Source organism: Streptomyces sp. NBC_00154, from assembly GCF_026342835.1.
Lineage (GTDB): Bacteria > Actinomycetota > Actinomycetes > Streptomycetales > Streptomycetaceae > Streptomyces.
The window spans coordinates 22601-47076 of sequence record NZ_JAPEMI010000002.1; the positions used below are offsets into that span (position 1 = coordinate 22601).

At 70.6% G+C, this 24476-nt stretch carries 17 protein-coding genes, 1 tRNA gene and 2 pseudogenes; 17 read left to right on the plus strand and 3 right to left on the minus strand.

Going from position 1 to position 24476, the window contains the following annotated elements:
* The first annotated feature begins 326 nt into the window (after positions 1 to 326).
* The 3 genes from OHA03_RS36475 to OHA03_RS36485 are packed head-to-tail and all read left to right on the plus strand — an operon-like array spanning position 327 to position 4463.
* Positions 327 to 1760, plus strand: coding sequence for an FGGY family carbohydrate kinase (locus tag OHA03_RS36475; RefSeq protein ID WP_267008312.1), 1434 nt, complete (start codon positions 327 to 329; stop codon positions 1758 to 1760).
* Positions 1761 to 1797: 37 nt separating this feature from the next.
* Complete coding sequence (locus OHA03_RS36480; protein WP_267008313.1) at positions 1798 to 3231, plus strand: FAD-dependent oxidoreductase; 1434 nt, start codon at positions 1798 to 1800, stop codon at positions 3229 to 3231.
* Positions 3228 to 4463 carry an FAD-dependent oxidoreductase gene (locus tag OHA03_RS36485; protein ID WP_267008314.1) on the plus strand — a complete coding sequence of 412 codons (1236 nt, stop codon included), beginning with the start codon at positions 3228 to 3230 and terminating at the stop codon, positions 4461 to 4463. Before OHA03_RS36480 ends, OHA03_RS36485 begins: the two co-directional genes overlap by 4 nt.
* 64 nt (positions 4464 to 4527) lie before the next feature.
* Here the strand turns inward: OHA03_RS36485 and OHA03_RS36490 are convergent, their stop codons facing one another.
* Together OHA03_RS36490 and OHA03_RS36495 are read right to left on the minus strand one after the other, a co-directional pair.
* Positions 4528 to 4938, minus strand: coding sequence for a hypothetical protein (locus OHA03_RS36490; RefSeq protein WP_267008315.1), 411 nt, complete (start codon positions 4936 to 4938; stop codon positions 4528 to 4530).
* Between the two features lie 98 nt (positions 4939 to 5036).
* Positions 5037 to 5567, minus strand: coding sequence for a DUF309 domain-containing protein (locus OHA03_RS36495; protein WP_267008316.1), 531 nt, complete (start codon positions 5565 to 5567; stop codon positions 5037 to 5039).
* A 108-nt stretch (positions 5568 to 5675) separates the two neighbouring features.
* Here OHA03_RS36495 and OHA03_RS36500 point away from each other — a divergent pair, with 108 nt between their 5' ends.
* Positions 5676 to 8309, plus strand: coding sequence for an AAA family ATPase (locus OHA03_RS36500; RefSeq protein WP_267008317.1), 2634 nt, complete (start codon positions 5676 to 5678; stop codon positions 8307 to 8309).
* Between the two features lie 50 nt (positions 8310 to 8359).
* A tRNA-Pro gene (locus OHA03_RS36505) sits at positions 8360 to 8433 on the plus strand.
* A 99-nt stretch (positions 8434 to 8532) separates the two neighbouring features.
* Here OHA03_RS36505 and OHA03_RS36510 read toward each other — a convergent pair.
* Positions 8533 to 9003 (minus strand): annotated as a pseudogene (locus tag OHA03_RS36510) (tyrosine-type recombinase/integrase); the annotation flags it as partial.
* On the opposite strand from OHA03_RS36510, the pseudogene OHA03_RS36515 reads away from it, so the two are divergent.
* The 12 genes and pseudogenes from OHA03_RS36515 to OHA03_RS36570 form a co-directional block, all read left to right on the plus strand.
* Positions 8970 to 9056: pseudogene (locus OHA03_RS36515) on the plus strand (hypothetical protein); the annotation flags it as partial. The pseudogenes OHA03_RS36510 and OHA03_RS36515 overlap by 34 nt on opposite strands.
* A gap of 51 nt (positions 9057 to 9107) precedes the next feature.
* Positions 9108 to 9299: a hypothetical protein gene (locus tag OHA03_RS36520; protein ID WP_267009696.1), complete on the plus strand. Its 192-nt coding sequence runs from the start codon at positions 9108 to 9110 to the stop codon at positions 9297 to 9299.
* A 133-nt stretch (positions 9300 to 9432) separates the two neighbouring features.
* Positions 9433 to 9807 carry an RNaseH domain-containing protein gene (locus tag OHA03_RS36525; protein ID WP_267008319.1) on the plus strand — a complete coding sequence of 125 codons (375 nt, stop codon included), beginning with the start codon at positions 9433 to 9435 and terminating at the stop codon, positions 9805 to 9807.
* 28 nt (positions 9808 to 9835) lie between these two features.
* Complete coding sequence (locus tag OHA03_RS36530; RefSeq protein ID WP_267008320.1) at positions 9836 to 10489, plus strand: hypothetical protein; 654 nt, start codon at positions 9836 to 9838, stop codon at positions 10487 to 10489.
* A gap of 833 nt (positions 10490 to 11322) precedes the next feature.
* On the plus strand, positions 11323 to 13308 hold the full coding sequence (locus tag OHA03_RS36535) for a TOMM precursor leader peptide-binding protein (protein WP_267008321.1): 1986 nt from the start codon (positions 11323 to 11325) through the stop codon (positions 13306 to 13308).
* Between the two features lie 426 nt (positions 13309 to 13734).
* Positions 13735 to 15684 carry a TOMM precursor leader peptide-binding protein gene (locus OHA03_RS36540; RefSeq protein WP_267008322.1) on the plus strand — a complete coding sequence of 650 codons (1950 nt, stop codon included), beginning with the start codon at positions 13735 to 13737 and terminating at the stop codon, positions 15682 to 15684.
* A gap of 80 nt (positions 15685 to 15764) precedes the next feature.
* Positions 15765 to 17402 carry a SagB family peptide dehydrogenase gene (locus OHA03_RS36545; RefSeq protein ID WP_267008323.1) on the plus strand — a complete coding sequence of 546 codons (1638 nt, stop codon included), beginning with the start codon at positions 15765 to 15767 and terminating at the stop codon, positions 17400 to 17402.
* A gap of 48 nt (positions 17403 to 17450) precedes the next feature.
* Positions 17451 to 20198, plus strand: a complete 2748-nt coding sequence (locus OHA03_RS36550; RefSeq protein WP_267008324.1) for a lantibiotic dehydratase — start codon at positions 17451 to 17453, stop codon at positions 20196 to 20198.
* Positions 20198 to 21295 carry a thiopeptide-type bacteriocin biosynthesis protein gene (locus tag OHA03_RS36555; RefSeq protein WP_267009596.1) on the plus strand — a complete coding sequence of 366 codons (1098 nt, stop codon included), beginning with the start codon at positions 20198 to 20200 and terminating at the stop codon, positions 21293 to 21295. The genes OHA03_RS36550 and OHA03_RS36555 overlap by 1 nt, the downstream gene beginning before the upstream one ends.
* The gene (locus tag OHA03_RS36560; protein ID WP_267008325.1) at positions 21292 to 22533 is read left to right on the plus strand and encodes a M50 family metallopeptidase; all 1242 of its coding nucleotides are present in this window, start codon (positions 21292 to 21294) and stop codon (positions 22531 to 22533) included. Before OHA03_RS36555 ends, OHA03_RS36560 begins: the two co-directional genes overlap by 4 nt.
* Positions 22526 to 23479: an ATP-binding cassette domain-containing protein gene (locus OHA03_RS36565; RefSeq protein ID WP_267008326.1), complete on the plus strand. Its 954-nt coding sequence runs from the start codon at positions 22526 to 22528 to the stop codon at positions 23477 to 23479. Before OHA03_RS36560 ends, OHA03_RS36565 begins: the two co-directional genes overlap by 8 nt.
* The gene (locus OHA03_RS36570; RefSeq protein WP_267008327.1) at positions 23476 to 24321 is read left to right on the plus strand and encodes an ABC transporter permease; all 846 of its coding nucleotides are present in this window, start codon (positions 23476 to 23478) and stop codon (positions 24319 to 24321) included. Before OHA03_RS36565 ends, OHA03_RS36570 begins: the two co-directional genes overlap by 4 nt.
* Positions 24322 to 24476: the final 155 nt, after the last annotated feature.

The window sequence follows — 24476 nt, forward strand, 5'->3', positions numbered from 1 at the left end:
CGTGATGTCGGTGCACGGGAAAGTGTGTCGGTCTCATCAATCCTCAAGCACGTGGGGGGTGAAGCAGCCTTTGGAGAACGAACTGCTCAGGAGTGTCCGGTTGTTGCTCGGCGGTGAGTGTAGAACGCCTGGTGTCGACCACCTGACAGATTCGCGGATCTTACTCAAGTCCTGTGAATCAACGGTCAGTTGACCACCATGCGGTCGCTCCGTCAGGGGTGTGGACGGCGCTTGACGTACGCGGTGGTCTGCACCACTGTGTGCGTCAGCGACCAGTGATCACGATTCCGTTCAAGCCGCAGAGCTTCCGTACAGCTGGAGTGTCGATGACAGGCCCGGTACTCGCCGTGGACCAGGGCACCTCCGGCACCAAGGCGCTGGTGATCTGCCCGGAGCGCGGAGTGATCGGTTCCGGATCGGCTCCGGTGCGGCCTCGGTACGGCGCCGGGGGAGTGGTCGAGGCCGACCCCGCCGAGCTGCTCGCCTCGGTCGTCGACGCCGGACGGCAGGCGGTGCACGAAGCCGGTGAGCCGGTGGCCGCCGTGGGACTCGCGAACCAGGGGGAGACCGTGCTCGCCTGGGACCCCGCGACCGGGCGGCCGCTCACCGACGCCATCGTCTGGCAGGACCGGCGGTCCGCATCGCTGTGCGCCGAACTCGCCGGTCACGACGAGGAGTTGAAACAACTCACCGGACTGCCGCTCGATCCGTACTTCGCCGCCCCGAAGATGGCCTGGATCCGCCGCGAGCTGACCCGCGAGGGCGTGGTCACCACCAGCGACGCCTGGCTCGTCCACCGGCTGACCGGGGCGTTCGTCACGGACGCGGCGACCGCGGGACGAACCCAGCTGCTCGACCTCGACCGGGTCGGCTGGTCACCCGCCGCCCTGGACATCTTCGGCCTCTCCGGTGAACGGCTCCCGTCCGTCGTCGACGCCGCCGGGCCCGTCGGTGCGACGCGCGTCTTCGGCGGTGAACTCCCGCTGACCGGACTGCTCGTCGACCAGCAGGCCGCCCTCCTCGCCCAGGGCGCCCTGGAACCGGGTACCGCCAAATGCACCTACGGCACCGGTGCCTTCCTCCTCGCCCAGACCGGGCCCACGCCGCGCCGCGGCTCCACCGGGCTGGTCAGCTGTGTCGCCTGGCAGCTCGGCGGACGTACCAGCTACTGCCTCGACGGGCAGGTGTACACCGCCGCATCCGCCGTCCGGTGGCTCACCGACCTCGGAGTGATCTCCGGCGCCACCGACCTCGACCCGGTCGGCTCCACCGTCCCCGACGCCGGCACGGTCACGTTCGTACCGGCGCTCGCCGGACTTGCCGCACCCTGGTGGCGCAGTGATCTGCGCGGCTCGGTCACCGGCCTCGGCCTGGACACCACCGCGGGGCACCTGGTGCGGGCCCTGTGCGACGGCATCGCCGCGCAGGTCGTCGAACTGGCCGATGCCGTTGCCACCGACCTCGGCGGACCGCTGACCTCGCTCCGCGTCGACGGCGGCCTGACCCGCTCCGCGCTCCTCATGCAGACCCAGGCCGACCTGCTGCAGCGGCCGGTCGAGGTGTCCGCACTGCCGGACGTCACCGCACTCGGCGTCGGGGCCGTCGCCCGGCTGGGCCTCGACCCGCAGTTGCCGCTCCACCAGGCGGTACCCGCATGGGAACCGGCCGCCGTCTACGAACCCCGGATCGGCGCGGACGAGGCCGCCGAACGCCTCGCCCGGTTCCGCGCGGCGGTGGAGACCCTGCTGGACCGCGCATGACGGGCATCGCCGACCGGCGCGGCCCGGGAGAGACGACATGACACCGACGATCACCGCGACCGGAGCCCTGGCGCACCGCCTGCCTGACGGCGACGGGGATGCGACGACGTACGACGTGACCGTCATCGGTGCAGGAGTCGTCGGCACCGCCGTCGCCCGCGAACTCGCCCGCTACCGGCTCCGCACCGCCCTCATCGACGGATCCGACGACATCGGCAACGGGACGTCGAAGGCCAACACCGCGATCCTGCACACCGGTTTCGACGCCGTACCCGGCTCGCTGGAAGCCCGCCTCGTGCGCGACGGTCAACGCAGACTCGCCGCGTACGCCGCCGTGACCGGCATCCCGGTCGAACGCATCGGCGCCCTCCTCGTCGCCTGGGACGAGGAACAGCTCGCCGCACTCCCCGCCCTGGCGGCAAAGGCGGAACGCAACGACTACCACGCGGCACGCATCATCGACGCCGACGAGTTGCGTGCCCGTGAACCCCATCTGGGCCCGGGTGCGCTCGGCGCGCTGGAGATCCCCGACGAGAGCATCATCTGCCCCTGGACGACGCCCCTCGCGTACGCCACCCAGGCCGTGCGCGCAGGAGTCCATCTCCACCTCAACTGCCGGGTCCGGCACATCGACAGCGGTCAGGACGTCCACACCCTCACCACCACGCGCGGCCCGTTGCGCACCCGCTACCTGATCAACGTCGCCGGTCTGTGCGCCGATGAACTCGACCGGCAACTCGGCCACGACGCCTTCACCGTCACTCCGCGCCGCGGCCAGCTCATCGTCTTCGACAAGCTCGCCCGCGATCTCGTCGACCACATCCTGCTTCCGGTACCCACCGCGGCCGGCAAGGGCGTCCTGGTGGCACCGACCGTCTTCGGCAACGTCCTGCTCGGGCCGACCGCCGAAGAGCTCGACGACAAGACCGCCACCGGATCCAGCGCCGACGGTCTCGCGCTCCTGCGCGAGAAGGGCCGCCGGATCCTGCCCGGGCTGCTCGACGAGGAAGTCACGGCCGTCTACGCCGGACTGCGCGCCGCCACCGGCCACGAGGACTACCGCATCCGGGCCTACCCCGACCAGCGGTACGTCGCTGTCGGCGGTATCCGCTCCACCGGCCTCACCGCCTCCATGGCCATCGCCGCGTACGTCACCGAACTGCTCGCCGGCACCGGTCTCGATCTCGGTACGCCGACCGAACTGCCGCCGCTGACCATGCCCCAGCTCGGCGAGGCCTTCCCCCGCCCGTACCGGCGCGCGGAGCTGATCGCCGCCGACCCGGCCTACGGCACCCTCGTCTGCCACTGCGAACGGGTCTCCGCGGGCGAGATCCGGGACGCGCTGACCAGTACGATCCCGGCGCGGTCGAAGGACGGGCTGCGGCGCCGGACCCGGGCCGGCGGCGGACGCTGCCAGGGGTTCTACTGCGGGGCCGCAGTCCGTGCCCTGATCGAGGAGGCCCGGCCATGACCCGGCGCGAGCGGACCGTCGATGTCCTGGTCGTCGGGGCGGGACCGGCCGGTCTCGGCGCCGGGGCCGAGCTCGCCGCGTCCGGCGCGGGCCACGTCGAGATCCTGGAACGTGAACAGACCGCGGGCGGCATCCCGCGCCACTGCTTCCACGGCGGATTCGGTGCCGGCCGCATCGGGGGAGGGGCCATCGGGCCCGTGTACGCACGACAGTGCGTGGCCGCGGCCGTCCGGGCCGGAGCCACCCTCCGTACCTCCGTCACCGTCACCGGCTGGGCCGGACCCCGCACGCTCGACACCACCGAACCCACCGGACTCGAACGCATCACCGCGCGCGCCGTCGTCCTCGCCACCGGCGCGCGCGAACGCCCGCGCAGCGCCCGGCTCGTCCCCGGCACCCGCCCGCCCGGCGTCTACACCACCGGTGAACTCCAACAGTCGGTCCACCTCTTCCGACAGCGGATCGGTACGCGAGCGGTCGTCATCGGCAACGAACCCGTCAGCCACGCCGCAGCGGACACACTGAGGGTGGCCGGCCTCGACGTGGTCGCCCTGGTCACCGACCAGCCGCCGTCCCCGCTGCCCGCCGCCCCGGTACGCGCACGGCACCGCACACCGCTCCTCACACACGCCACCGTCACCGGACTCAGCGGCCGGGAGCGGCTCACCGGCGTCTCACTGCGCCACCGTGACGGCCGGACCACGACCCTGCCCTGCGACACCGTGGTCTTCACCGGCGACTGGATCCCCGATCACGAGCTGGCCCGGCGCGGCGGGGCGACCCTGGACCCCGGCACCCGTGGTCCCGCATACGACGCCTCGTACCGCACCCGGGCGACCGGTGTCTTCGCCGTCGGTAATCTGCTGCACGCGGTGGAGAGCGCAGGGACCGCGGCCGCCGAGGGCCGGGCCGTGGCCGCTCCCGTACTGCGTCACCTGGCAGCGGAGCCCTGGCCGACCAGCCGTCCGGCGCTCGCCGTCGACGCCCCGCTGGAGTGGATCGCGCCGAACCTCGTCGCCCTGGACGGCAGCCGCCCGCTGCACGACCGCTTCACTCTGCGCACCGGCCGGCGGCTGCTCCGCCCGTTCCTCGTCGTCGGCCAGGACGGACACGTACTCCACCGGGAGCGGCTGCTGCTGCCCGCCGTGCCGAACCGGTCGTTCCGGCTGCGGGGTGACTGGCTCGACCGGGTGGACCCGCACGGCGGAACCGTGCGGATCACGGTGCACTGAGCCCCAGGGCCTCTCGTTTGTCCCTGATCCAGCCTGATCCGAACGAAAGACCCTGGGCGCGGCGTCAGGGGATCAGCAGCCAGTCCGAACCGATCGCCGCCACCAGGCCGACGGCCAGCAGCCAACTGCCCAGCCGGGTCCGGCCGTTGCGGCTGAGCTCGATCACGACCCCGCACAGGATCAGCGCAAGCCCGTACACCCCGACCACCAGAACGGACGACCGGCTCGCGATCCGCAGCCCGAGCACGACCGCCATCGCCACCATGCCGACCGACGAGAGGGCGATCCGCAGCCGTCTCGCCTGACGTGGTGTCAGTCTGCGGCCCTCGGCCTCGCCCTCTGTCTCGGCCTCAACCTCTGTCTCGGCCTCGACCTCGGCCTCAACCTCTGTCTCGGCCTCGACCTCGGCCGCTGTACCGGCGTCGGGGGCGGGTATCGGGGTGTCCACGGACTGGTCCTGGTCAGAAGTGCTCATGACGCGGGATGGTAATAGCTTCGCGGCGTCGTGTTCGCCCGTCCGGGCGAGGGGAGCCCGAAAACGATCGCAGCCGGCCGGCTCGCCGCCTCACCGGTCTACCGGCGCTCCGGCCGCAGACACGGCGCCTCCTCGGCCGCATCCACCGGCTGCGCGTCCGCCGCCTCCACCCGTCCGGCCAGCTCCTGCGCCCAGTCGATCAGTCCATGGACCCCGATCCCGTAGGGAACCGCGTCCCCGAACTCCCCGGGTTCCACGAACCCGCCGGACTGCGCGCACTCCGCGAGCGCCGCCGCACCCCGTCGCAACAGCCGCGCCCCGCCCGTCGTATTGCCGCGGGCCGAATGCGTCAGCCCCACCGCCAGTTGTGCCAGCCCGCGCCACAACTCCCCCTCCTCCTCAGGACCCGACTTCCACGCATCCTCGAACACCTCGTGCGCATGGAACGGCATCCCCGCGTCCAGCAGGCGCTGCGCCTCCCGCAGCGTCTCGTCGGGGGACCGGATCACCCCCTCCGGCTGCCGCTCCACCCCGGGCGTCCCGTACGGCAGCGGGCGCCCCAGCCCGTCCCGGGGGCGCGCGTTGCGCGCCCGGCCCTCGGCGTCGCGGTCCCTGTGCGTCTCGTCCACCCTTCGATTGTGCCCCGCACCTGCGACGAACTGTCCGAACCACTGTCGGTGGCCCCCCGCGCACGACTAGTGTCGAGAGTCATCCGTACCACTATGGGGAGGGTAGGCATGAAGCCGTCCCGGCCGCTGTACGAGCGCGATCCGGAACTCGCTGCCGCCGCACAAGCCGTGGATGCCCTGTGCGGCGCCCAGGCCGTCGGCGGGCTGTTGATCTTCAGTGGCGAGGCAGGCATCGGCAAGACCGCACTGCTCGCCGAGATCGAGGCCCTGGCGGCGGACCGCTGCACCGTCTGGTCCGCGCGCGGCGGCGAGACGGTCACGTCCGTACCGTTCCACGTCGTACGCCAACTCCTGCAGCCCGGCCTCGACCAGTTCCCGCCCGACGAGGTGAAGAGTCTCTTCGGGGCCTGGTACGAGATCGCCGCGCCCGCCCTCGGGCTCGCCGAACCCACCGGCCCGCAGCCCGATCCGCAGGGTGTGCGGGACGGGATCGACTGGGTCGTCGCGCGGCTCGCCTCACGGCTGAGTCACCGTCCGCTGCTGCTGATCATCGACGACGCGCACTGGGCGGACGGCGAATCCCTCGCCTGGCTGGCCTCGTTCACCGCGCGCCTCGGCGAACTGCCCGTTCTGGTCGTCCAGGCGCACCGCCCGGACGAGCTGGCGGCGCGGAAGACGGAGGGCGGCAACGGCAGCGGACACCCGGCACAGGTCCGGGTCGCGCTGCGCGCCCTCACCCCCGACGCCACCGCCGAACTGGTCAGGGCGGCGCTGGGCGACCACGCCGACGATCCGTTCTGCCGCGAGGTGTGGGCCGTCACCGGCGGCAACCCGTACGAGGCGGTCGAACTCGTCGCCAAGGTGCAGGACCGCGAACTGCCGCCACTGGAGGAGTCGGCCGGACTGCTGCGCGAACTCGGCGCATCGGCCCGCGGCAGCGGACTCGTCGCCCGGCTCGAACGGCTCGGCACCAACGCCAACCGGTTCGCCTGGGCCGCCGCCGTCCTCGGCACCGACATCTCCCAGGACCTCGCCGCCACCCTCGCCGGGATGAGTCCCGCCGAGGCCGCCGACTGCACCGCACGGCTGCGCGACGCCCGTATCGTCAGCGGCTTCGACCCGCTCGAATTCGTCCACCCGCTGATCGCCACCGCCGTCTACCGTTCCATCCCGCCGGCCACCCGCACCGCCATGCACGGCAGGGCCGCCTGGGCGATCGCCCGGGCCGGACTGGGTGCCGCCGCGGCCTCCCGCCACCTCCTCGAAGTCCACCCGGACGACGACCAGGAACTGGTCGAGCAACTCCGTGAAGCAGCCGGCCAGCACCTCGCCGTCGGCGCACCCGAGGCCGCGCGCCGCTGCCTGGAGCGAGCCCTGCGGGAACCGCCGCGCCACCAGGTGCGCGCCACGCTGCTGTACGAACTGGGCTGCGCCACGTTGCTCAGCTCCCCGCCCACCACGGTCCAGCATCTGCGCGCCGCCCTCGATCTGCCCGGACTCGACGACGACGTACGGGTCGACGCCACTTTCCGGCTGGCCGCGGCCCTCTCCCACAACAACCAGCTGAAGGAAGCCGCGCTCGCCCTCGCCGCGGAGGTCGGACGCACCGCCCCCGGCCCGGGGCAGATGCGCCTCCAGGCCGCGCACTTCATGTGGGAGGGCATGCAGGCCGCCGAGGACGACGGGCCCGGCCGCTCCCGTCGGCTCGCCCGCAACGCCGACCACCTCACCGGCAAGGACAACGCCGAACGCGCCCTGCTCACCATCCGCGCGTTCGACGCCATGCTGCGCGGCGAGAACTCCCAACTCGTCGTCGACCTCTGCGAACGCGCCCTGGTCGACGGGCGCCCCGCCCGCGGTCTGGGCTGGACCGACACCGAATGGGGCTTCGAGTTCCCCACCCTGGTCGGCATCACCTATGCCTTCACCGACCAGCTCGACCGGGCCGAGGAACTCTTCAGCGAGGCAGTGCGCGCCTTCGAGATCTCCGGCTGGAGCGGCGCCCACCTCGCATTCGCGCACACCCTCCTCGGCCTGGTCCACCGCCGTCGCGGCCGACTGGCCGAGGCCGAGGGCTTCCTGCGCGAAGGGCTGCGGCTCGCCGACCGTGTCGGCAGCGGTCTGCCCGTCCACTGGGACGCGGCCTGCCTCCTCATCGACACACTGCTGGCCCGCGGCCGCGTCTCCGAGGCCCGCACGATAGCTGACAGGTACCACTTCGGGCTGCCCTATCCCAGCGCCATGGTGCTGCCCGACGCGCCGTGCGTCCGAGGCCGTCTCCTGTTCGCCGAAGGCCGTACGAAGGAGGCCGTCACCGAACTGGAAGCGGCCGGCCAGGCGCTCGAGCCGCGCGGCAGGTTCAACGGCATCTGGGCCCCCTGGGCCGGCGATCTCGCCCGCGCCCTGGCCGATGACGACCCGGCCCGCGCCGCGCAACTCGCGACCTCGGCCCGGGTGCACGCGGAGAGGTTCGGCACGGAGACCGCGATCGGTGAGGCGCTGCGCTGCGTCTCGCTGTTCGCCCGTCCCGAGGACGCCCAGCACCTGCTCGCCGACGCGGTCCGGCACCTGGAGGCCTCCCCGTCCGCGTACGAACATGCCCTGGCCCGCTTCGACTACGGCGTCGCGATCCGCTCCCCGAAGGAGCTCGCCCGGGCGCAGAAACTGGCCACCGCGTGCGGCGCCGAATCGCTCGCCACCCGCGCCCACCAGGCACGGGCGTCGATCCGGTCAACGGAGTGAGGTAATGTTTGTCCTGCGCGGCCGCCTGGGAACACCAGGGGGAGTCGTAGCGGGACGTGGCGCAGCTTGGTAGCGCACTTGACTGGGGGTCAAGGGGTCGCAGGTTCAAATCCTGTCGTCCCGACTCGTGAGAGTCGCAGGTCAGGGTCGGTTTCGGAGAGATCCGAAACCGACCCTTGATCATTCTTGGGGACTAGTTGGGGACCAGTGTCCCTGACTGAGGTCAGCGGGTGATCACGATCGGGCTCGGCAGGGAGCGTAGCGCGCTGAGGTGCGCGGAGAGTGCTGTGCCAGCGGCCGTGATCTTGTGTACGTCCGGGTGCAGGTAGCGCTGGGTGGTCATCAGCGATCCGTGGCCGGCGATCCTACGAAGGACGTGAACCTGGACCCCCGCGTCGGCGAACCAGGTCAGTCCCGTGTGCCGGAGATCGTGGCGGCGCAGGTGTTCGTAGCCGAGCTTGGTGACCACGTCGTCCCAGTGGGTCGCGTCGCGCAGGACCGCAGTGGAGATGCGACCGCCGCGCGGGCCCGTGAAAAGGCGAGCGGCGGGATTGGGGCCAGCGGACAGAATGCGCTGAGCGACCAGGGGGCGGATTTCCTCGATGATGGGAACCTTGCGGGCCCGCTTGCCCTTGGTGCCCTTGTCAGTCAAGCCACCGGGTGCAGGAGTGGTCTGGCGCCGCACGGTCCAGATCCTTCGCCCTCCTGACCCACGTTCTGCGCCAGCCCTCGGACTACGACCAGGCCCTTGCCCTGCCCCTCCCCCTCCACTTGGCCGGCCTGGCGCAGGAGTACGTATTGCCGACACCGAAGGGCGACGAGACGGAGGAGGCGGATAGGGCAGCGGCGGAGGCCGTGGGTCGACCGGCTGGTTCGGAGGATCCGGACGACGGGCAGGACGCATCGCCGGTGGAACAGCCGGTGCCGAACCTGGAGTCGGAGGCAGCGGACGCCGACACTGACGGGCAGCTGCAACTGTTCGACGTGTGACGCCTGGACGAGATGCTGGCCCCACGCCCAAGCCGGTGCAGTTCCGGGATTCCGCCGTCCAGGCGGACAGGCTTGCTCCGCGCCTGATCACCCAGAGTAGGCGCAAGGGCGAACCCGCCGTCGCCCGGCCTGGATGCCGGGCCTCGCCGAGTTCGTGGTCCTCGGCTGCCACACCGACGACGGTTACGACCCCGAGGCCCTCGCCATGGTCGCCCATCTGCTGCGCCAGCCCCCGGACTACCCGCAGGCACTCGCCCGCCCTCTGCCGCTGGATTTGGCTGCCTCGCCCAGGAATACGCCCTGCCCACCCGTGTCGAGGAGACGGCGCAGGAGGCGGACGAATCAGGTGCCGCTGGGGACCCAATGGACGACGCGGACCCCGCATTGCAGGCGGCCGCCGGACTCGACGCGGCACCGCGTCCTGAACGACGCCCGGCGCGGCGCTGATGCTGCGGGGCATCGGCGTGCTCGAACTGCTCCTCGCCACCGGACTGCTGCTGCTCCCTAGGGCAGCAACGCCGGGGTGAGCGACCGCCGTGCTCGGGATGGGTTTTCTCGGCTACCTCGGTTACGCCAAGGCGACCATGCCGGATTCCCTCCTGCGGTTGCAGCGCCCGGGACGACGACCGGATCACCTGGCACTCCTTCGCCCGGGCGGCCCTGGGGTGCTCGGTGGCCTCGCCGCGCTCGCCCCGTCCGCACCGCGGTGGCCGGAACTCGGGCGGCAGCCGCTGGCCTCGGCCGGCTTCCTCGCCGGCTGGGCGGCTGTGGGGGCAGTGCTCGGCAGCGAGCTGGAGCGCCGGTTGCTGATGCCGCTGTGCAGGCTCAGGCTGCGGGTCTTCGGCCACCCGCTCGTCGGACGCGGGGACCAGGTACCGGTCGTCGCCTCGGTCGAGCTGCTGGAGGACTCACTGGCCTGGGAGGCGGCATCGCCCATCGTCCGGTCGGCGCTGGTCGACCACTGGGACGAAGGCGGGTGGCGCATCCTGCGGTACACGGGCGTGTACGGCTCGGGCGTGCGGGCGCGGCCGGTGTCGGTGCTCTTCGCCATGGACACGGGCGCCAGCCAGGACACCACCGTCCATCCGGCCGTGGGCGTCACCGTCATCGACGACGACACCGACGAGGTGGTGGCGGTCGATCTGCTCACCGGTCGGCCGGCACGGCCGGCACTGCCGCTGGTGACCTGAGCCGAAGTGGGGCGGGGCGCGCGGGGTGGGGAACCGTGCGTTCCCGCCGCGGTCCGGTGTGCGACTGTTGCCCAGGGTTCGCACGCGCACAGGATCATTCTCGCGGCGACTCACGGTGGCCGGAATCCGGTCGGCGATCATCCAGCGGGGCCTCCACCGTCACGGCCGATCGATGCGGCTCCACGACGATGCCCCGTTCACAGTCTGACCAGCGTGGACGAGGTTTCTGACGCAAAGAGGATCATGCCCGGAATCGTGTTTGCGGGCGGGTCGGGCGCAAGCTGCCGAGGACACTGTCCGACATGGGGCGAACTCGACCGAATAAATTATGCTTCGTCAACTGGGACCTGCTGAACACGCGAAGGGTTCGGCTGTGTTTCGCCCGAGGGTTGTGCGTTGTTCGCCGAACCAAGGCCTGGCCAGTTGTGGCCCGAGGAGTCCCAGAATGCTCCACTGGCGGAGCGTGATAATTCCGCAGGGGCAGTGACATATCGGTCCTGAGGCTCCGTCGGCCGGTGGTGAGCCGTAAGTGATCGAATTGCACCTCGCTCGTTGAAGTCGGTGCGGAGTATTGACGTCGTCGTTACAGGGGCGACACAATCCTCCCCGGTGGACGCGGGTAGCGATGCCCCACCGTCGATAGGCGTTCGATCCTGTGAAGGGGCGATATGCAAATGATCGACAGTGCACCTCTGATGGAGATAAGACCCCGGTTGCGTAATGACGTGGTATTCCTTCGTGTCGACACCGGTATCTATCTCAGGAGTTCAGAGACTTCTTGCGTCCTCAAAGGCGCCGGCGCATATGAGTGGATGTCCGCCCTCGGTCCTCGAATGACCGGCGAATCCACCATGACGGAATTATGTGAAGGTCTGGACGAGAGTCGACGCAAAACCGCCGTCGGCCTGATGCGCACCCTGCTCGCCAGAGGTTTCGCCCGTGCCGTCCCGCGCCCTCACGAGCGGATGTTGCCGGCCGGTGTATCGGATCTGTTCGCGCCGCAGATCAACTTCGTAGAACATTTCATGCACACGGACCAGCGGACGCCACAGGAACTCTTCGCTCGATTCCGCTCTTCCCGGGTCCTGGTCAGCGGCCCACCGGGGGGCGTAGCGGCGGCAGCGGTGCGCGGTCTCCTGCGCAACGGGCTGGCCGAGATATCGCTGGACGATGCCGAGTGGGGACGGGAATTCGACGCGGAGACGGCTCGGCTCGCCGACGCGGACGCGCCGGCGCAGATCGTCGTACTGCCGTCGGCTCCCGAGGACCTGACCCTGTTCGACGTCGTGGTGGCTGTGGTCGACGGCTCCGGCAGCGGTGCGCTGCTCGAATTGACCAGACGACTGCACGGCGTTGCTCAAGGCCCGCGACTGGTCCCGGTGGTGGCCGACCCGAACCGCATGGTGGTGGGTCCCATCTCCGGACCCGCGGAGCAGCCGTGCTGGGTGTGCGCGCAGCTTCGGTTGTCCACCAACTCCGATCCCCGGCTCATGACCGACTTCTGGCGCGGACTGGCCATCGGCCCGACCGGTGCCGAGGCCCCGAGCGGCAGCCAGGTCGCGCAGTCCATGGTCGGCAACGCCGTGGCGTTCGAGATTTTCCGGCTGCGCACCGGCCAGTTGCAGCCGGACGACGAGCGGCACGCCGTGATCCAGGATCTGACCACGCTGGAGTCCCGCCGCGAACGGGTGTTGCCCCACCCCGGATGCCCGATGCGGCACCAGCGGGTGGAACCCGACGAGGCCGTGCGGCCGCCCGCGGACGACAGCGACGCCTACGGGCGCGCGGCTGCGTTGGTCTCTCCGGAATGCGGCGTGCTGTCCGGATGGACCGACGACTCGATCCGGCAGATCCCGCTCAAGACGGGCCGGGTGCGGCTGGGTCCGGCCGGCTCCACGGCCGACGGGCCGCGCGAGATGGTCGGGTTCGACATCGACACGGTCCTGGTCGCTCGCACTCGCGCGGTGGAGGCGGCGGTCGCCTGTTACGTGGGCCGGCTCGGCCCCGTCGGGTTGCCGGACGGGGCACTCCCGGAAGACGCCGAAGTGGTTGCGGCCGAGCAGCTCACCCTGTTCAGCGGCCTGCCCGCATCCGATGAGCGGCCGGCGGGCGGAGGCTTGCTCGCGGTGTCGCTGCACGACGGCAGCCAGTGGCAGGTGCCGGCCGCGGCCGTCCACTCCCTGTCGCCCGCCAACTCCCGGCTGGAGTTCGAGCCGAGCCCCGCGGGCGCGGCGGCCGGCTGGACCGTAGCGGACGTACAGGAACGCGGGCTGTGCTCGGCGCTGGCGCATCGCGGGCTCGTCCGCGCGATACGCGGCGACGAACCGGCCCGCACGCTCACCGAGGAATGGCTGGCCGACGACGACGAGACGGCGTTCGCGCTGGGCAGCCTGCGGCACATCGGCCGCAGCGCCCGGGTCTACGCGCTGCCCGGCGCCGCACCGTCCTTCGCGGTCCTCGCCGTGGTCGAGGGCGCCGACGGCGGGGCGATCGACTGGGCGACAGGCTCAGCCCTGTCGGTGCGCGATGCGGTACGCGAGGCGGTACGGGGCGCCGTCGGCCTCGCGGTCGGCCGGCACTACGAGGGCGTGCCCCTGGACCTCGGCGACCCGCTGGTGGCGGACTTCGACCCCAGGACTCTCGCCGAGGGCGACGCGAAGGCCGAGTGGTCCTTCGACCAGCCCGGGGTGCCGATGTCCGAAGCGCTCGGCCTGCTGGATGCCGACGGCACGCGCGCCCTGTTCGTCGACACGACCACCATCGACCTGCGCGCGATCCGCACGATGGTCGCAGGAACGATCCTGCTCGCTGAGAAATAGCGGGGCAGCGGGCCGGTCCGTGCCCTTGAGGCGCGCCACGGTTCTCGGAACACCCGTTCCGGGGTGCACATCCGACCAAATGGGAGGATCGCCATGTCCGTTGAGCTCAAGGACGAACTGAGCGTTCTGGAGAGTGCGACGTTCGAGATCGAGGAAATGACGGACGAGTCGGTCGAGTTGGCGTGGTCCAGCTCCTCCTGCTCGTGCTCCAGCTGCTGCTCGTGCTCCACCAGCAGCTGCTGCTCCTGCAGCAGCAGCACCAGCTGACGGCTGGTGGCTGATCGGGCCGGTGGGCACCTGCCACCGGCCCGGTTGTCAGGCTGAAAAGTGCGGCTGCCTGGCGCGACGGTCCCCGTGGAACACCGCGGTTCCCGTCGACAAGACAGGCAGCGGCACCCCCCATCTTCGGAGCGACTGGGTGGACGGATGAATGTGGTGTCGAACGCGGTGACCACCGCGACGGTCTTGGACGAACCCCGGGTGATCGACGTCCTCCGCGGCCATCTGGCCGGGCGCGTCGGCCCGGGCGTCACGGTTGACGTCGGGGTGCTCGGACTGCCCGCGCGAACCGCGCCGAGCGGGGCGCCGGCGGCCGACGGACTGGTCTACCCGGTGCGCCTGTACGGCGGGACGGTGCTGATGGGGCCGCTGTACCGGGCCGACGGCACGAGTCAGCCGTGCGGACGCTGCCTGGACCGCCGCTGGCTGGCGCTGCGCCCGGTCGAGGAGCGCCGGCCGATCGAGGAGGGCGCGGACGTGTGGATGGCGGGTGACGAATCCTCGCTCACCCCCTTCGCCCTGGAACAGCTCGCCCAGATCGTGCGCGCGGAGACGGCCGACGGCGACGTCGCCCCCGGCGAACGGCGGGTCGGACGGATCGTGGAACTGCGGACTCGCGACCTGACCGCCAGCCGCCATGACCTGATCGCCGACTCCGAGTGCGAATGGTGCGCCACCCCGGTACCCGACACCGCCGAGGGCGCGACGCTGCCCCTGAGCCCGCGACCGAAGCCGAGTCCGACCACCTACCGGGGCGCGTCGGCGGCGGATCTGACGCTGCCGACCACCGGCCTGGTCAACGACGTGTGCGGAGCGCTGGCGAGTGCGGCCCGCCGCGTCTACCAGTGCAGCGCCACCCTGCCGGTCAGCGGGTACTTCCGGGTACGCAGCAAGTACGACTACCACGAGATGTGGTGGAGCGGGCAGTCGCAGAGCTCGGCGAGCAGCGAGCGGTACGGCATCCTGGAGGGGCTGGAGCGCTACGCGGGACAGTTCCCACGGGCCAAGCGGCCTAAGGCGTACGCCAGTTACAGCGAGCTGGCGCCGGACGCCCTCGACCCCACGAGCATGGGCTCGTACCGTCCGGAGTTCTACATCGGGCACAACGACTACTACCAGCCCTACCATCCGGACACCCCCACCCACTGGGTGTGGGGCTATTCGTTCAGCGAGCAGCGGCCGCTCCTTGTGCCCGAGCAGTTCGTCTTCTACCTGGACCGCCGCCCGGACCGGAAGTTCGTCCAGGAGTGCTCCAACGGTTGCGCCAGCGGCAGCAGCGTCGAAGAGGCACTGCTGCACGGCATGCTCGAACTCATCGAGCGCGACGCGTTCTTGCTGTGCTGGTACGGCAGCGCCAAGCTGCCGGAGATCGATCAGGCGACCGTCGTCGACGAGGAGGTCCAGTTCGTACTGGACCGGGTGGCGAGACTCGGCTACCGGATGCGGCTGTTCGACATGCGGGTGGACATCCCAGTGCCCGCCGTGATGGCGGTGGCCGAGCGGCTGGACGGCGGTCTCGGCAGGCTGTGCTTCGCGGCGGGCGCGAGCCTGGACCCCGTGGAGGCGGTGCGCGCGGCGATCGCGGAGACGGCCTCCTACATCCCGGGCATGGACGAACGAGTGGAGGCGAAACTACCCGACCTGCGCGCGATGGTCACCGAATACAACCGGGTGCACGAACTCACCCACCACGCGCTGCTGTACGGCCTGCCGGAGATGGCGTCGGCGTGCGACTTCCTGCTGGACGCGGCGCCGCCCCGGTCGATGGACGAGCTGTACGGCTCTTGGCTCGCGCAGCGACCCGAGAGCCTGGACCTCGCGGATGACGCGCGGTTCGTGATGGAGCGGCTGCGCGATGCCGGCAGCGACGTCGTCGCGGTGGACCAGACCTGCCCGGAGCAGGACGGCACCGGCATTCGCACCCTGAGCGTGCTGGCGCCGGGACTCGTGCCGATCGACTTCGGCTGGGAGCGGCAGCGCGCGCTGGCCCACCCCCGGCTGCGGGCCTACCTCGACGGCGAACTGGCCGAGATCCACGCCCGCGACGAGGGGTTCGGTCCCACCGGGCTGAACCGACGGCCGCACCCGTTCCCGTAAGCGTCTGCCCCGTCAGCGCAAGACCCGGCCGTCCATCCCGCCCGCGAGGTCGGCCGCTCCCGGCCGAAGGAGGAGATTCCGTGTCCGAGGACCGAACGCAGGTCGTGAGCGACTATGTGGGGTCGGTGTTCCGGCGCGGCCGGGAGCCGATGGAGCCGATCGGCTTCAGCCCCGACTGGGAGGACCAGCCGTCCCGGCACAAAACCTACCTGGGGGTACGGCGCTTCCCGCTGCCACCGGGCATCGGTCTGCCGCTGGCCGGCGCCGCGGACGTACTCTTCGGCGAACCGCCCGCCGACCAGGGCCCTCCCTGGACCATCGATTCGCTCGCCGCGTTGCTGCGCCTGTCCTACGGCGTTCTCGACCGCAGGCTGCGGGTGAGCTGGAACCAGGACAGCCATGTGCGGGTGCTGTATCCGGAGGCGCTGTGGGGGAGAGGCACTGCCTCCGGGGGCGGAATGTATCCGCTGGAGGTGTACTGGGTCGCGGGAGCGGGCGGCCCGCTGACCCCCGGCGTCTACCACTACTCGACGGCGCACCACAGCTTCGAGCGGCTGATGGCCGGCGATCTCACCGACGAGGTGCGCGCGGCCTGCGAGTCCGAGGCCGGAGCTGGGGCTGGGGCCGGGCTCGGTGAGGCGGACGGCTTCCTCGTGGTCACCGTGCGCTACTGGAAGAACTCCTTCAAATACAACAGCTTCTGCTACCACGTGGTGACCCAGGACGCCGGTGCCCTGCTGGGCAGTTGGGAGCTGATGGCACGGGGCATGGGCCGACGCGTCAACCGCGTGCTGTGGTTCGACGACGAGCGGCTCAGTCGACTGCTGGGGCTCGACACCGAGGAGGAGTGCGCGCTGGCCGTGGTTCCGCTGTCCTTCGGGCTGCCGGTCGAGCGTCGGACCGACTCGGCCGATCCGGTGGACCGCGGCGGACTGATCGACCGGCCGAGCTTCGAGAGGTCGGCGCGCACCCGCACCTTCGAGCAGATCGAGCAGGTGCACCGGGCGGTCCTGGCCGACCGCCGTGAGCGCCCGGAACCCGCAGTGGCGCGCGGTCTCGTACCGGTCGCGCCCGCGGGGGGCGAGGATGTCGTACTGCCCGAGCCGCTGACGGACCGGCTGGGCCCGGACGTCGGCGAGACGCTGCGCTCCCGGCGCACCAGCTTCGGCTCGTTCACCCGCTCCCGCCCCCTGCGCCTCGACGAGTTGGCCACCGTACTGGCGGGCACGGTCTCGGGACAGCGGTACTTCTCGGACGTGGTGCCCGAGGAGGTCGGGCTGACGGGGCTGTACGTACTGGCGAACCGGGTCAGCGGGCTGCCGAGCGGGACGTACCGCTACGACGGCAGCGGTCACCGACTGCGGGTGGTGAGCGAGATGCCGCTCGCCGAGAAGCTGCAACGCAGTTACTACCTGAGCAACTACAACCTGGAGCAGGTCGGCGCCGTGCTGGCGATCTCGGGGCGCTGGCGGAGCACGCTCGACGCCTATGGCAGCCGCGGCTATCGGGTGCTCAACTCCGAGGTGGGCGCGGTGGCGCAGACGGCCTACACGGCCGCTGCCGCGCTCGGCGTCGGCTGCGGGGCGGTACTCGGCTTCGACAACATCGCCATCGACGAGTGGGCCGGCCTCGAGGACGGTGACGAGCGAACCTTCCTCTTCGTGCTGCTCGGCCATGAACGCGCGGACAGCGCGGACTTCGACTGTCGGCTGGACTGAGAGGGCTGATCCGTGAAATCCAGCGCGATGCAATCCGCGATGCCGTCGATGACGCCACGTGCGGCGTCGGCCGCGACCCTGCCCGAGCACCACGAGACCGCGGAGCGCGTGAAGTGGCACCTGGTGCCGAGGTTCATGCTGCGCGTCGGTGGTCTGCCCTTCGAAACCGCCGGCGCGCTGGCCACTTCGGCGAGCGCGTCATGGGCGGACGACGTGCTCGACGCGCGGCTGCGGCTGCGTGAGCGAGGGGCCCGGCTCGCCGACTCCCTGCAGGATCGCGTGGCACGCAGCCTCGACGATCCGGCGGCGCGCCGCACGTTGATCAATCTGCGCCGTGACGTCTTCAACGTTCGCGCTCCGCGAGGCCTGGCGGCGGCCGAGCCGCTGCTGTCGGCCGGCGAACTCGCCGAGCTGCGCGCGTGGTTCGCCGACTGGCAGCGTCACGAGGCGCTGCTGCGGACCGGCTCCGGCATCCTGGCCGAGGAGATCGCCGCGGGCCGACGGGAGCTGCGTCGTGCGGCGACGAAGACGGACCTGCGGTACGGCATCCAGCTCTCGTCCCCGTTGCTCGACGAGTATCTCGACGGTTACCTGGAGCGCGCCGACGGCCCGCTCAGCAAGAAGGAACGGCGGATCGAACGGTCGCTGCTGGAGTACCTGCTGCGCACGGCATGCAAGACCAGCCCGTTCAGCACCCTGACGGCGGTCTCCGCGGGCGCCTTCGCCGAGGCTGACGGGAGGCCGCTCGCCGCGACCGTCAGAGGATGGGACAAGCGGGGCAGCACGCGACTGAACATCGCCGTACTCGCCAGGCTCTCGGAACTGCTGACCGCCAGCCCTCAGGTCCGTCATGATCTTCCCCTCCGGGCCACCAGCGGACTCCAGGTGCACCGCGACCGGGTCCGCTACCTGCGCAAGCTGCGCGGCGCCGACGGCAACGCGGACGCGGCGGTCACCCTGGACGCGGTGCACGAAAGCCTGTTCTTCCTGCCCGGTGGGGACGCCCTCGCCGATGTGCTCACGCTGTTCGGCGACGGCACGAGGCTGCGGTTCGCCGACGCCGTACAGCGGCTGTGCGCGATGGACCCGAAGCGACCGGAACCGGAAGTGGAGCGGTATCTCGCCCAGTTGCTCAGGCTGGGCCTGCTCGTCGTTCCGGATCTGCACATCGACATCCACGACCCGGACCCGGTCGGCACCTACCGCAGCGGGCTGCGGAAACTGGGAGCGGACTGGGCCGACGACGTCGCCGTGCTCGTGGAGCGGATAGGCGCGGACGTCACGCGATTCGCCGGAGCCGGACTGCGGCGCAGGCGTGAACTGCTCACGCAGGTCAAGGAGTCCGTGACCGAGACGTACCGCCTGCTGGGCCACGACGACATCCCGGTCCTTCGCACCCTGGTCTACGAGGACACCACACTGCCGGGGCTCTCGGTGACCGGCGACGCCTCGACCTGGACCCGGCAACTAACCCCGGTGCTGCGCCAACTCGCCAGAATCCTCCCGGCTTTCGACGGAAACGCCGTACGCAGGCTCGTCACCAAGGGGTTCTTCCGCGCGCGTTATGGGGAAGGCGGACGCTGCGAGGACTTCCTCTCCTTCGCCCACCAGTTCAACCAGGACTTCTACGACAACTACAACAAGCGGCTGATGCGTCATCAGCGCTTCGACGGCACCGACTTCCGTACGTACGACAACTGGTTCCGGCAGGAGGAGATCGCGGAGATCGACCGCGCCCGGGTCGCCGCGGCCGAAGAAATGAAGCGCCGGTACCTGAGTGCCTCCGCCACCGGAGCCGACGTGGAACTGGACGAGGGCTTCCTGACCACCGTGGAGGATCTGCTGCCGCGGTCGGAGGGCCTGCGGTCGCTGTCGTTCTTCCTCCAACTGGCCGAGAACGGCTCCGAGGACCCCCTGGTGGTCGTCAACCGGGTCTACTCCGGGCTCACCCTGCTCTTCTCCCGGTTCGCGCACTGCCTCGACGACGGTCTCACCGCATCACTGCGCCGCTCGCTGGACGACGTCGTACCGGAGGGAGCCGTGTTCGCCGAGCTCAAGGGCGGCTACGAAGCGACCAACCTGAACCTGCACCCGGTTGTGACCCCTTACGAGGTGGTCTGCCCCGGAGAGACCAGCTTCCGGCCGCCGCACGAGCAGATCCCGGTGGAGGACCTGGTCGTCGAGCACGACGCGGCGACCGACCGGCTGCGCCTGCGCTCACGCCGGCTGGGCGTCGAGGTGATCCCCGTCTACCTCGGCTTCCTGCTGCCTATGGCGCTGCCCGAGGTGCAGCAGGTGCTGCTGAACTTCTCCTGCACCACCATGGTCCAGCTCGACCTGTGGGAAGGCACCGGCATACCGGAGGGCGACAGCGGCGTCCTGCCGCGCGTCCGGCTCGGCAACGTGGTCCTGCAGCGCAAGACGTGGCGGTTCGCCGCCGGTCAGCTGCCGCCGGCGGTGGCCGGACAGGCGGATCAGGACTGGTTCCTGGCATGGCGGCAATGGCAGCGCGCCGCCGGGCTGCCGCGCCATGTGTTCGCCTCCCTGGGCGGTGAACACAAGCCGCAGTACGTGGACTTCGACTCGTACGCCTGCGTCCGGCTGCTGGAGACCGCGGTCCGCAAGAGCGAGTCGGCGGTGGTGCTCACCGAGATGCTGCCGGGGCCCGACCAGCTGTGGCTGCGCGACGGCGGCCACCGGTACGTCACCGAACTCACGGTCCAGCTCGACGGATTCGAGAGACACGACGGGGTCGAGGGACACGACGGACTCGACGAAACGGAGGCGGAGCGGTGATGGACGGCAATGGCGGTGCGAACGACGGCGAGCGCGTCGATACGGATCGGCACGGGGACAGCGGGCGCATCGAGACGCAGTGGGACGGCGACGGCTGGATCAGCCTGCACGTCTTCTACGCCGCGAACGCCAACCCGGTGCTGGTGAACTGTGTGCGGCCGCTGGTGGCCCGCCTGCGCGAACAGGGTCTGCTGCGCTCGTGGTTCTTCATCCGCTACTGGCTGGAGGGTCCCCACGTCCGGCTGCGTCTGCTGCCGGCCGACGCGTCTGCGGCCGCCGAGGTCGCCCGGACCGCGCGGGAAGCGCTCGAGGAGTACCTGCGCGAGCGCCCCGCCCTGTACGAGGAGGACCGCAACTCCAGCGGAGACCTGTACAAGAACATGTTCCTCGCCGAGTACAGCGAGGAGCGCTGGAACGAGCTGTACGGGGCGGACGGCGCGATGCCGTTCCGGGACAACAACAGCGTCGCCCACATCCCCTACGAGCGGGAGCTGGATCGCTACGGCGGCCCGGCCGGCATGGAACTGGCCGAATGGCACTTCCAGGAGTCCAGCGAGCTGGTGCTCACCCTGCTGGAGACCACCAATGTGCATGTACGGACCGTACTGCTCGGCCAGGCTGCGCAGTTGACCGCCTGGCTGTGCTTCGCCCTGCTGCGGGACGAGGAAGCGGTGGCCCAGTTCCTGGTCCGCTATCGCACAATGTGGGAGACCTCGTACCAGGAGCCGAGCGAAAGCCAGCACGAACGCTTCGACCGGAGCTACGAGCGGATGAAGGAACGCCTGGTGCCCCGGCTGCGGCATGTGCGCGACAGCGCCAGGGACGAATCCGCCGCCTCGCCCACCCCACTGGAGCGGTCCTGGTTCGCCCACTGCACCGAACTCCGCGACAGAGCGCTGAAACTGGCCGACGCGGGAGCCCTCTCCTTCCACGAGGGAGCCGTACCCGACCCGCAGGCCGCGTTGGCCATCGTGCTCAGCTCCTACGTCCACATGACCAACAACCGGATCGGTGTCAGCATCCTCGACGAGATCTACCTGTCCTACGTCATCTGCAAGGCGCTGTCCGACATGGCCCCCCAGGAGGCGCTGCGGTGACCGAAACGGCCTACGACCGGCCCCGGCTCCGGCCGGAGGTAGTACTCGGCCCCGCCCTGCGGTCCGGCCCGAAGACCGTGCACCACGTCAAGGACGCACGCACCGGCTGTTACTACCGGGTCGGCCCGCGCGAGCACTTCATCATGGGGCTGATGGACGGCAGCCACACCCTCACGGACATCGGCCGCAAGTACACCGATACCTACGACCGCAGACTCGGGCCCGCGCACTGGCAGCAGATGTTCACCCTGCTCGGCCGCTACCAACTGCTCGACGGATACGCCGACGACGCGGCCCTGGACAAGCTCAGACAGGCCCACGAGGCCAAGCAGGCGGCGCGGCAGGGCTGGCTGCGCCGACGGTGGGTGGTGCTGCGCCCCGACCAGCTGTGCGCCGACCTGGCGGCACGACTCGCGTTCGCCTTTCGGACGGCTTTCCTGATACCCGCGCTCCTCCTGGTCGGCGCTGTCCAGGTGCTCGTCTGGACGCATGTCGCCACCCTGACCCACGAGGCGACGCATCAGAGATCCTGGGCGCTCACCCTGCCACTCTCGGTGGTGCTGCTGTGGGGAATCACCGTGCTGCACGAGTTCGCACACGGTGTGACTTGCCGTCATTTCGGCGGCACAGTGACCGAGATCGGGCTCAGCTGGCGGTTTCCGATGCTGACCCCCTACTGCCGCACGGACGACATCGTGCTGTTCCACCGGCGCAGGGCCCGGGTGGGCACAGCGTTCGCCGGCGTCTTCGTCAGCCTGTTGGCCCTGGTGCCGGTGATGGTCTGGTGGTGGCTGGCCAGTGACGGCGGGCTCGGGCGCTCGCTCGCCGCGGGCCTCCTGCTGTTCGGCAGCGGTGGCGCCGCGATGAGTCTGCTGCCGATTTTGCGATCGGATGGTTATGTGATGCTCACGCATGCACTGAACATTGTTGACCTGCGCCGGGAGTCCTACCGGTTCTGGCGGCTGCGACTGCGCCGGCGCGACCCCGTCGCCCGGGAACGGCTCAGCGCCTACCCACCCCGCGACACCCGCGCCTACGCTCTCTACGGAATCGTCTCGCTGCTCCTTCTCGGGCTGGGCTACTGCGCGTTGATGTGGGTGTGGTTCGGCAGCCTGCAGCGCTGGACGGGCCCGGTGTGGGCGGTGGTGATCCTCGCCGCGGAGTCCGCGGTCCTGCTCGGCGTCCTGTCGCTGGCCGCGCGAGGCCGCTCCGGCGAACGGGAGGCCACCGATGCCTGACAGCGGCGACGACATCGCGATCCGCACCAGCGGACTGACCAAACGGTACGGCCCGGAAACCGGCGTGTTCGACCTCGACCTGCTGATCCGCCGGGGGGAGGTATACGGCTTCCTCGGTCCGAACGGGGCCGGAAAGAGCACCACCATGCGGATGCTGGTGGGGCTGATCCGGCCCAGCTCGGGGACCGCCACGGTGCTGGGTCACCCGGCCGGGACCCGGGCCAGCCTGCGCGGGGTGGGGGCACTGATCGAGTCCCCGGCCCTGTACCCGCATCTGTCCGGCCGGGACAACCTGCGCATCCTCGCTGGATACGCCTCCGTGCCCGCCGCCCGCGTCGAGCAGGCTCTCGAAGAGGTGGGGATGACAGCCAAGGCGGACGTCGCCTTCCGGGCGTGCTCGCTCGGCATGAAACAGCGCATCGCGGTGGGCGCCGCACTGCTGAAGGACCCCGCGCTGCTCATCCTCGACGAGCCGACCAACGGCCTCGACCCGGAAGGCGTGGCGAGCATGCGCGACCTGATCACCGGTCTGCGCCGCTCCAACCGTACCGTGCTGCTGTCCAGCCATCAGCTGACCGAAGTTGAGCACCTGTGCGACCGGGTGGGGGTGATCCGCCGGGGCCGGCTGGTCGCCGACGGCACCGTGGCCGAGCTGCGCCGAGGCATCGGCGAGGGCGGGGTGTCGGTGACCGTGGACTCGCCCGAGCGCGCCGCCGAACTCGTACGGCAGTTGCCGGCCGTCCGCTCGGCGACGGTCGTCGACGGGGAGCTGCGCATGACCGTCGACCCGAGCGAGGCGGCCGCCGTCAACCGGCTGCTCGTGGTGAACGGGCTGGAAGTCAGCGAACTGCGCAGACAGGTCCTCTCCCTGGAGGACGTGTTCTTCGACCTGGTCGAGGACCAACGGCCCACCGGACCGGAACCCGTGGAGGTGGTCAACCGTTGAACGGCGTCCTTCAGGCAGAGCTGCTGTCGACCCGCAAGCGTCCCGGCGTCTGGATCGTCGGCGGGGCGTGGGCCGGCCTGGCGTTGGTCTTCGGCGTGGTGGTGCCGTACATCGTCTGGCTGGCCATCAGGAACAAGCCGGTCGGCTCGTCGGGTGATCCCGAGCAGCTGATCAATGGCGTGCTGCCGGACAGGTTTCTCTCCGGCACGGTGGACCTGTACCCGATGTTCGGCAGCGCGCTGATGCTGATCCTCGGCGCCGTCCTCGTCGGCGGGGAGTACCGGTGGGGGACCTGGGGCACACTGCTGGTCCAAGGGCCCGGACGGATTTCGGCGGTTCTCGGAAAGGCCGGGGCGACAGCGGTGTCGGTGCTGTGCGTCACGGTGCTGGTGCTGACGGCGAGCGCGGGGGCGAGCGCGCTCGTCGCGGCGCTCACCGGTCGGCGCGCGCACTGGCCGGGCGCGGCGACGCTGCTCGGCGGTATCGGTGCCGTCTGGCTGATCAGTATGGCCGCGGCGAGCCTCGGCATCCTCCTGTCGATCTTGCTGAGGGGCACCGGGGCCGCCATCGGGGTGGGCCTGCTCTGGCTGCTGGCGGTGGAGAATCTGGTCTCCGGACTGGCCGGCACGCTGCCCGCGCTGAAGTGGTTGCAGCGGCTCCTGATCGGACCGAGCGCGGGATCGCTCGCCACCGCCCTTGACCCGTCGGGCAAGCCGAACACCTCGGTCCCCGGGGTCGTCTCGGTCTCCGGGCCGTTGACCGCGAGCTTGGTGCTGGTGGCGTACGTGGTGGTGTGCCTCGGCCTGTCCTCGCTGCTCGTCTCACGCCGTGACGTGACGTGACGTGGCGTGAAGCCGGATCTTCTCAGAGAGTCGGCCGGGGTCGATAGTCCAAAACTAGCAGCGCTAATTAATAGTTCGGCGATCCATCGCCCGTGTCCGCGATCCGGTGACCCCGACCCGCGTGACCGGGTGATGGTCCGGTGTCCGTCAGGAGT

Excerpts from the sequence above, each read along its gene's own strand:
- OHA03_RS36485 (WP_267008314.1), top strand. The coding sequence starts at position 3,228 with ATGACCCGGCGCGAGCGGACCGTCGATGTCCTGGTCGTCGGGGCGGGA.
- OHA03_RS36500 (WP_267008317.1), top strand. The coding sequence starts at position 5,676 with ATGAAGCCGTCCCGGCCGCTGTACGAGCGCGATCCGGAACTCGCTGCC.
- OHA03_RS36475 (WP_267008312.1), top strand. The coding sequence starts at position 327 with ATGACAGGCCCGGTACTCGCCGTGGACCAGGGCACCTCCGGCACCAAG.
- OHA03_RS36550 (WP_267008324.1), top strand. The coding sequence starts at position 17,451 with ATGACGCCACGTGCGGCGTCGGCCGCGACCCTGCCCGAGCACCACGAG.
- OHA03_RS36480 (WP_267008313.1), top strand. The coding sequence starts at position 1,798 with ATGACACCGACGATCACCGCGACCGGAGCCCTGGCGCACCGCCTGCCT.
- OHA03_RS36540 (WP_267008322.1), top strand. The coding sequence starts at position 13,735 with ATGAATGTGGTGTCGAACGCGGTGACCACCGCGACGGTCTTGGACGAA.
- OHA03_RS36535 (WP_267008321.1), top strand. The coding sequence starts at position 11,323 with ATGACCGGCGAATCCACCATGACGGAATTATGTGAAGGTCTGGACGAG.
- OHA03_RS36525 (WP_267008319.1), top strand. The coding sequence starts at position 9,433 with ATGCCGGGCCTCGCCGAGTTCGTGGTCCTCGGCTGCCACACCGACGAC.
- OHA03_RS36555 (WP_267009596.1), top strand. The coding sequence starts at position 20,198 with ATGGACGGCAATGGCGGTGCGAACGACGGCGAGCGCGTCGATACGGAT.
- OHA03_RS36490 (WP_267008315.1), bottom strand. The coding sequence starts at position 4,938 with ATGAGCACTTCTGACCAGGACCAGTCCGTGGACACCCCGATACCCGCC.
- OHA03_RS36565 (WP_267008326.1), top strand. The coding sequence starts at position 22,526 with ATGCCTGACAGCGGCGACGACATCGCGATCCGCACCAGCGGACTGACC.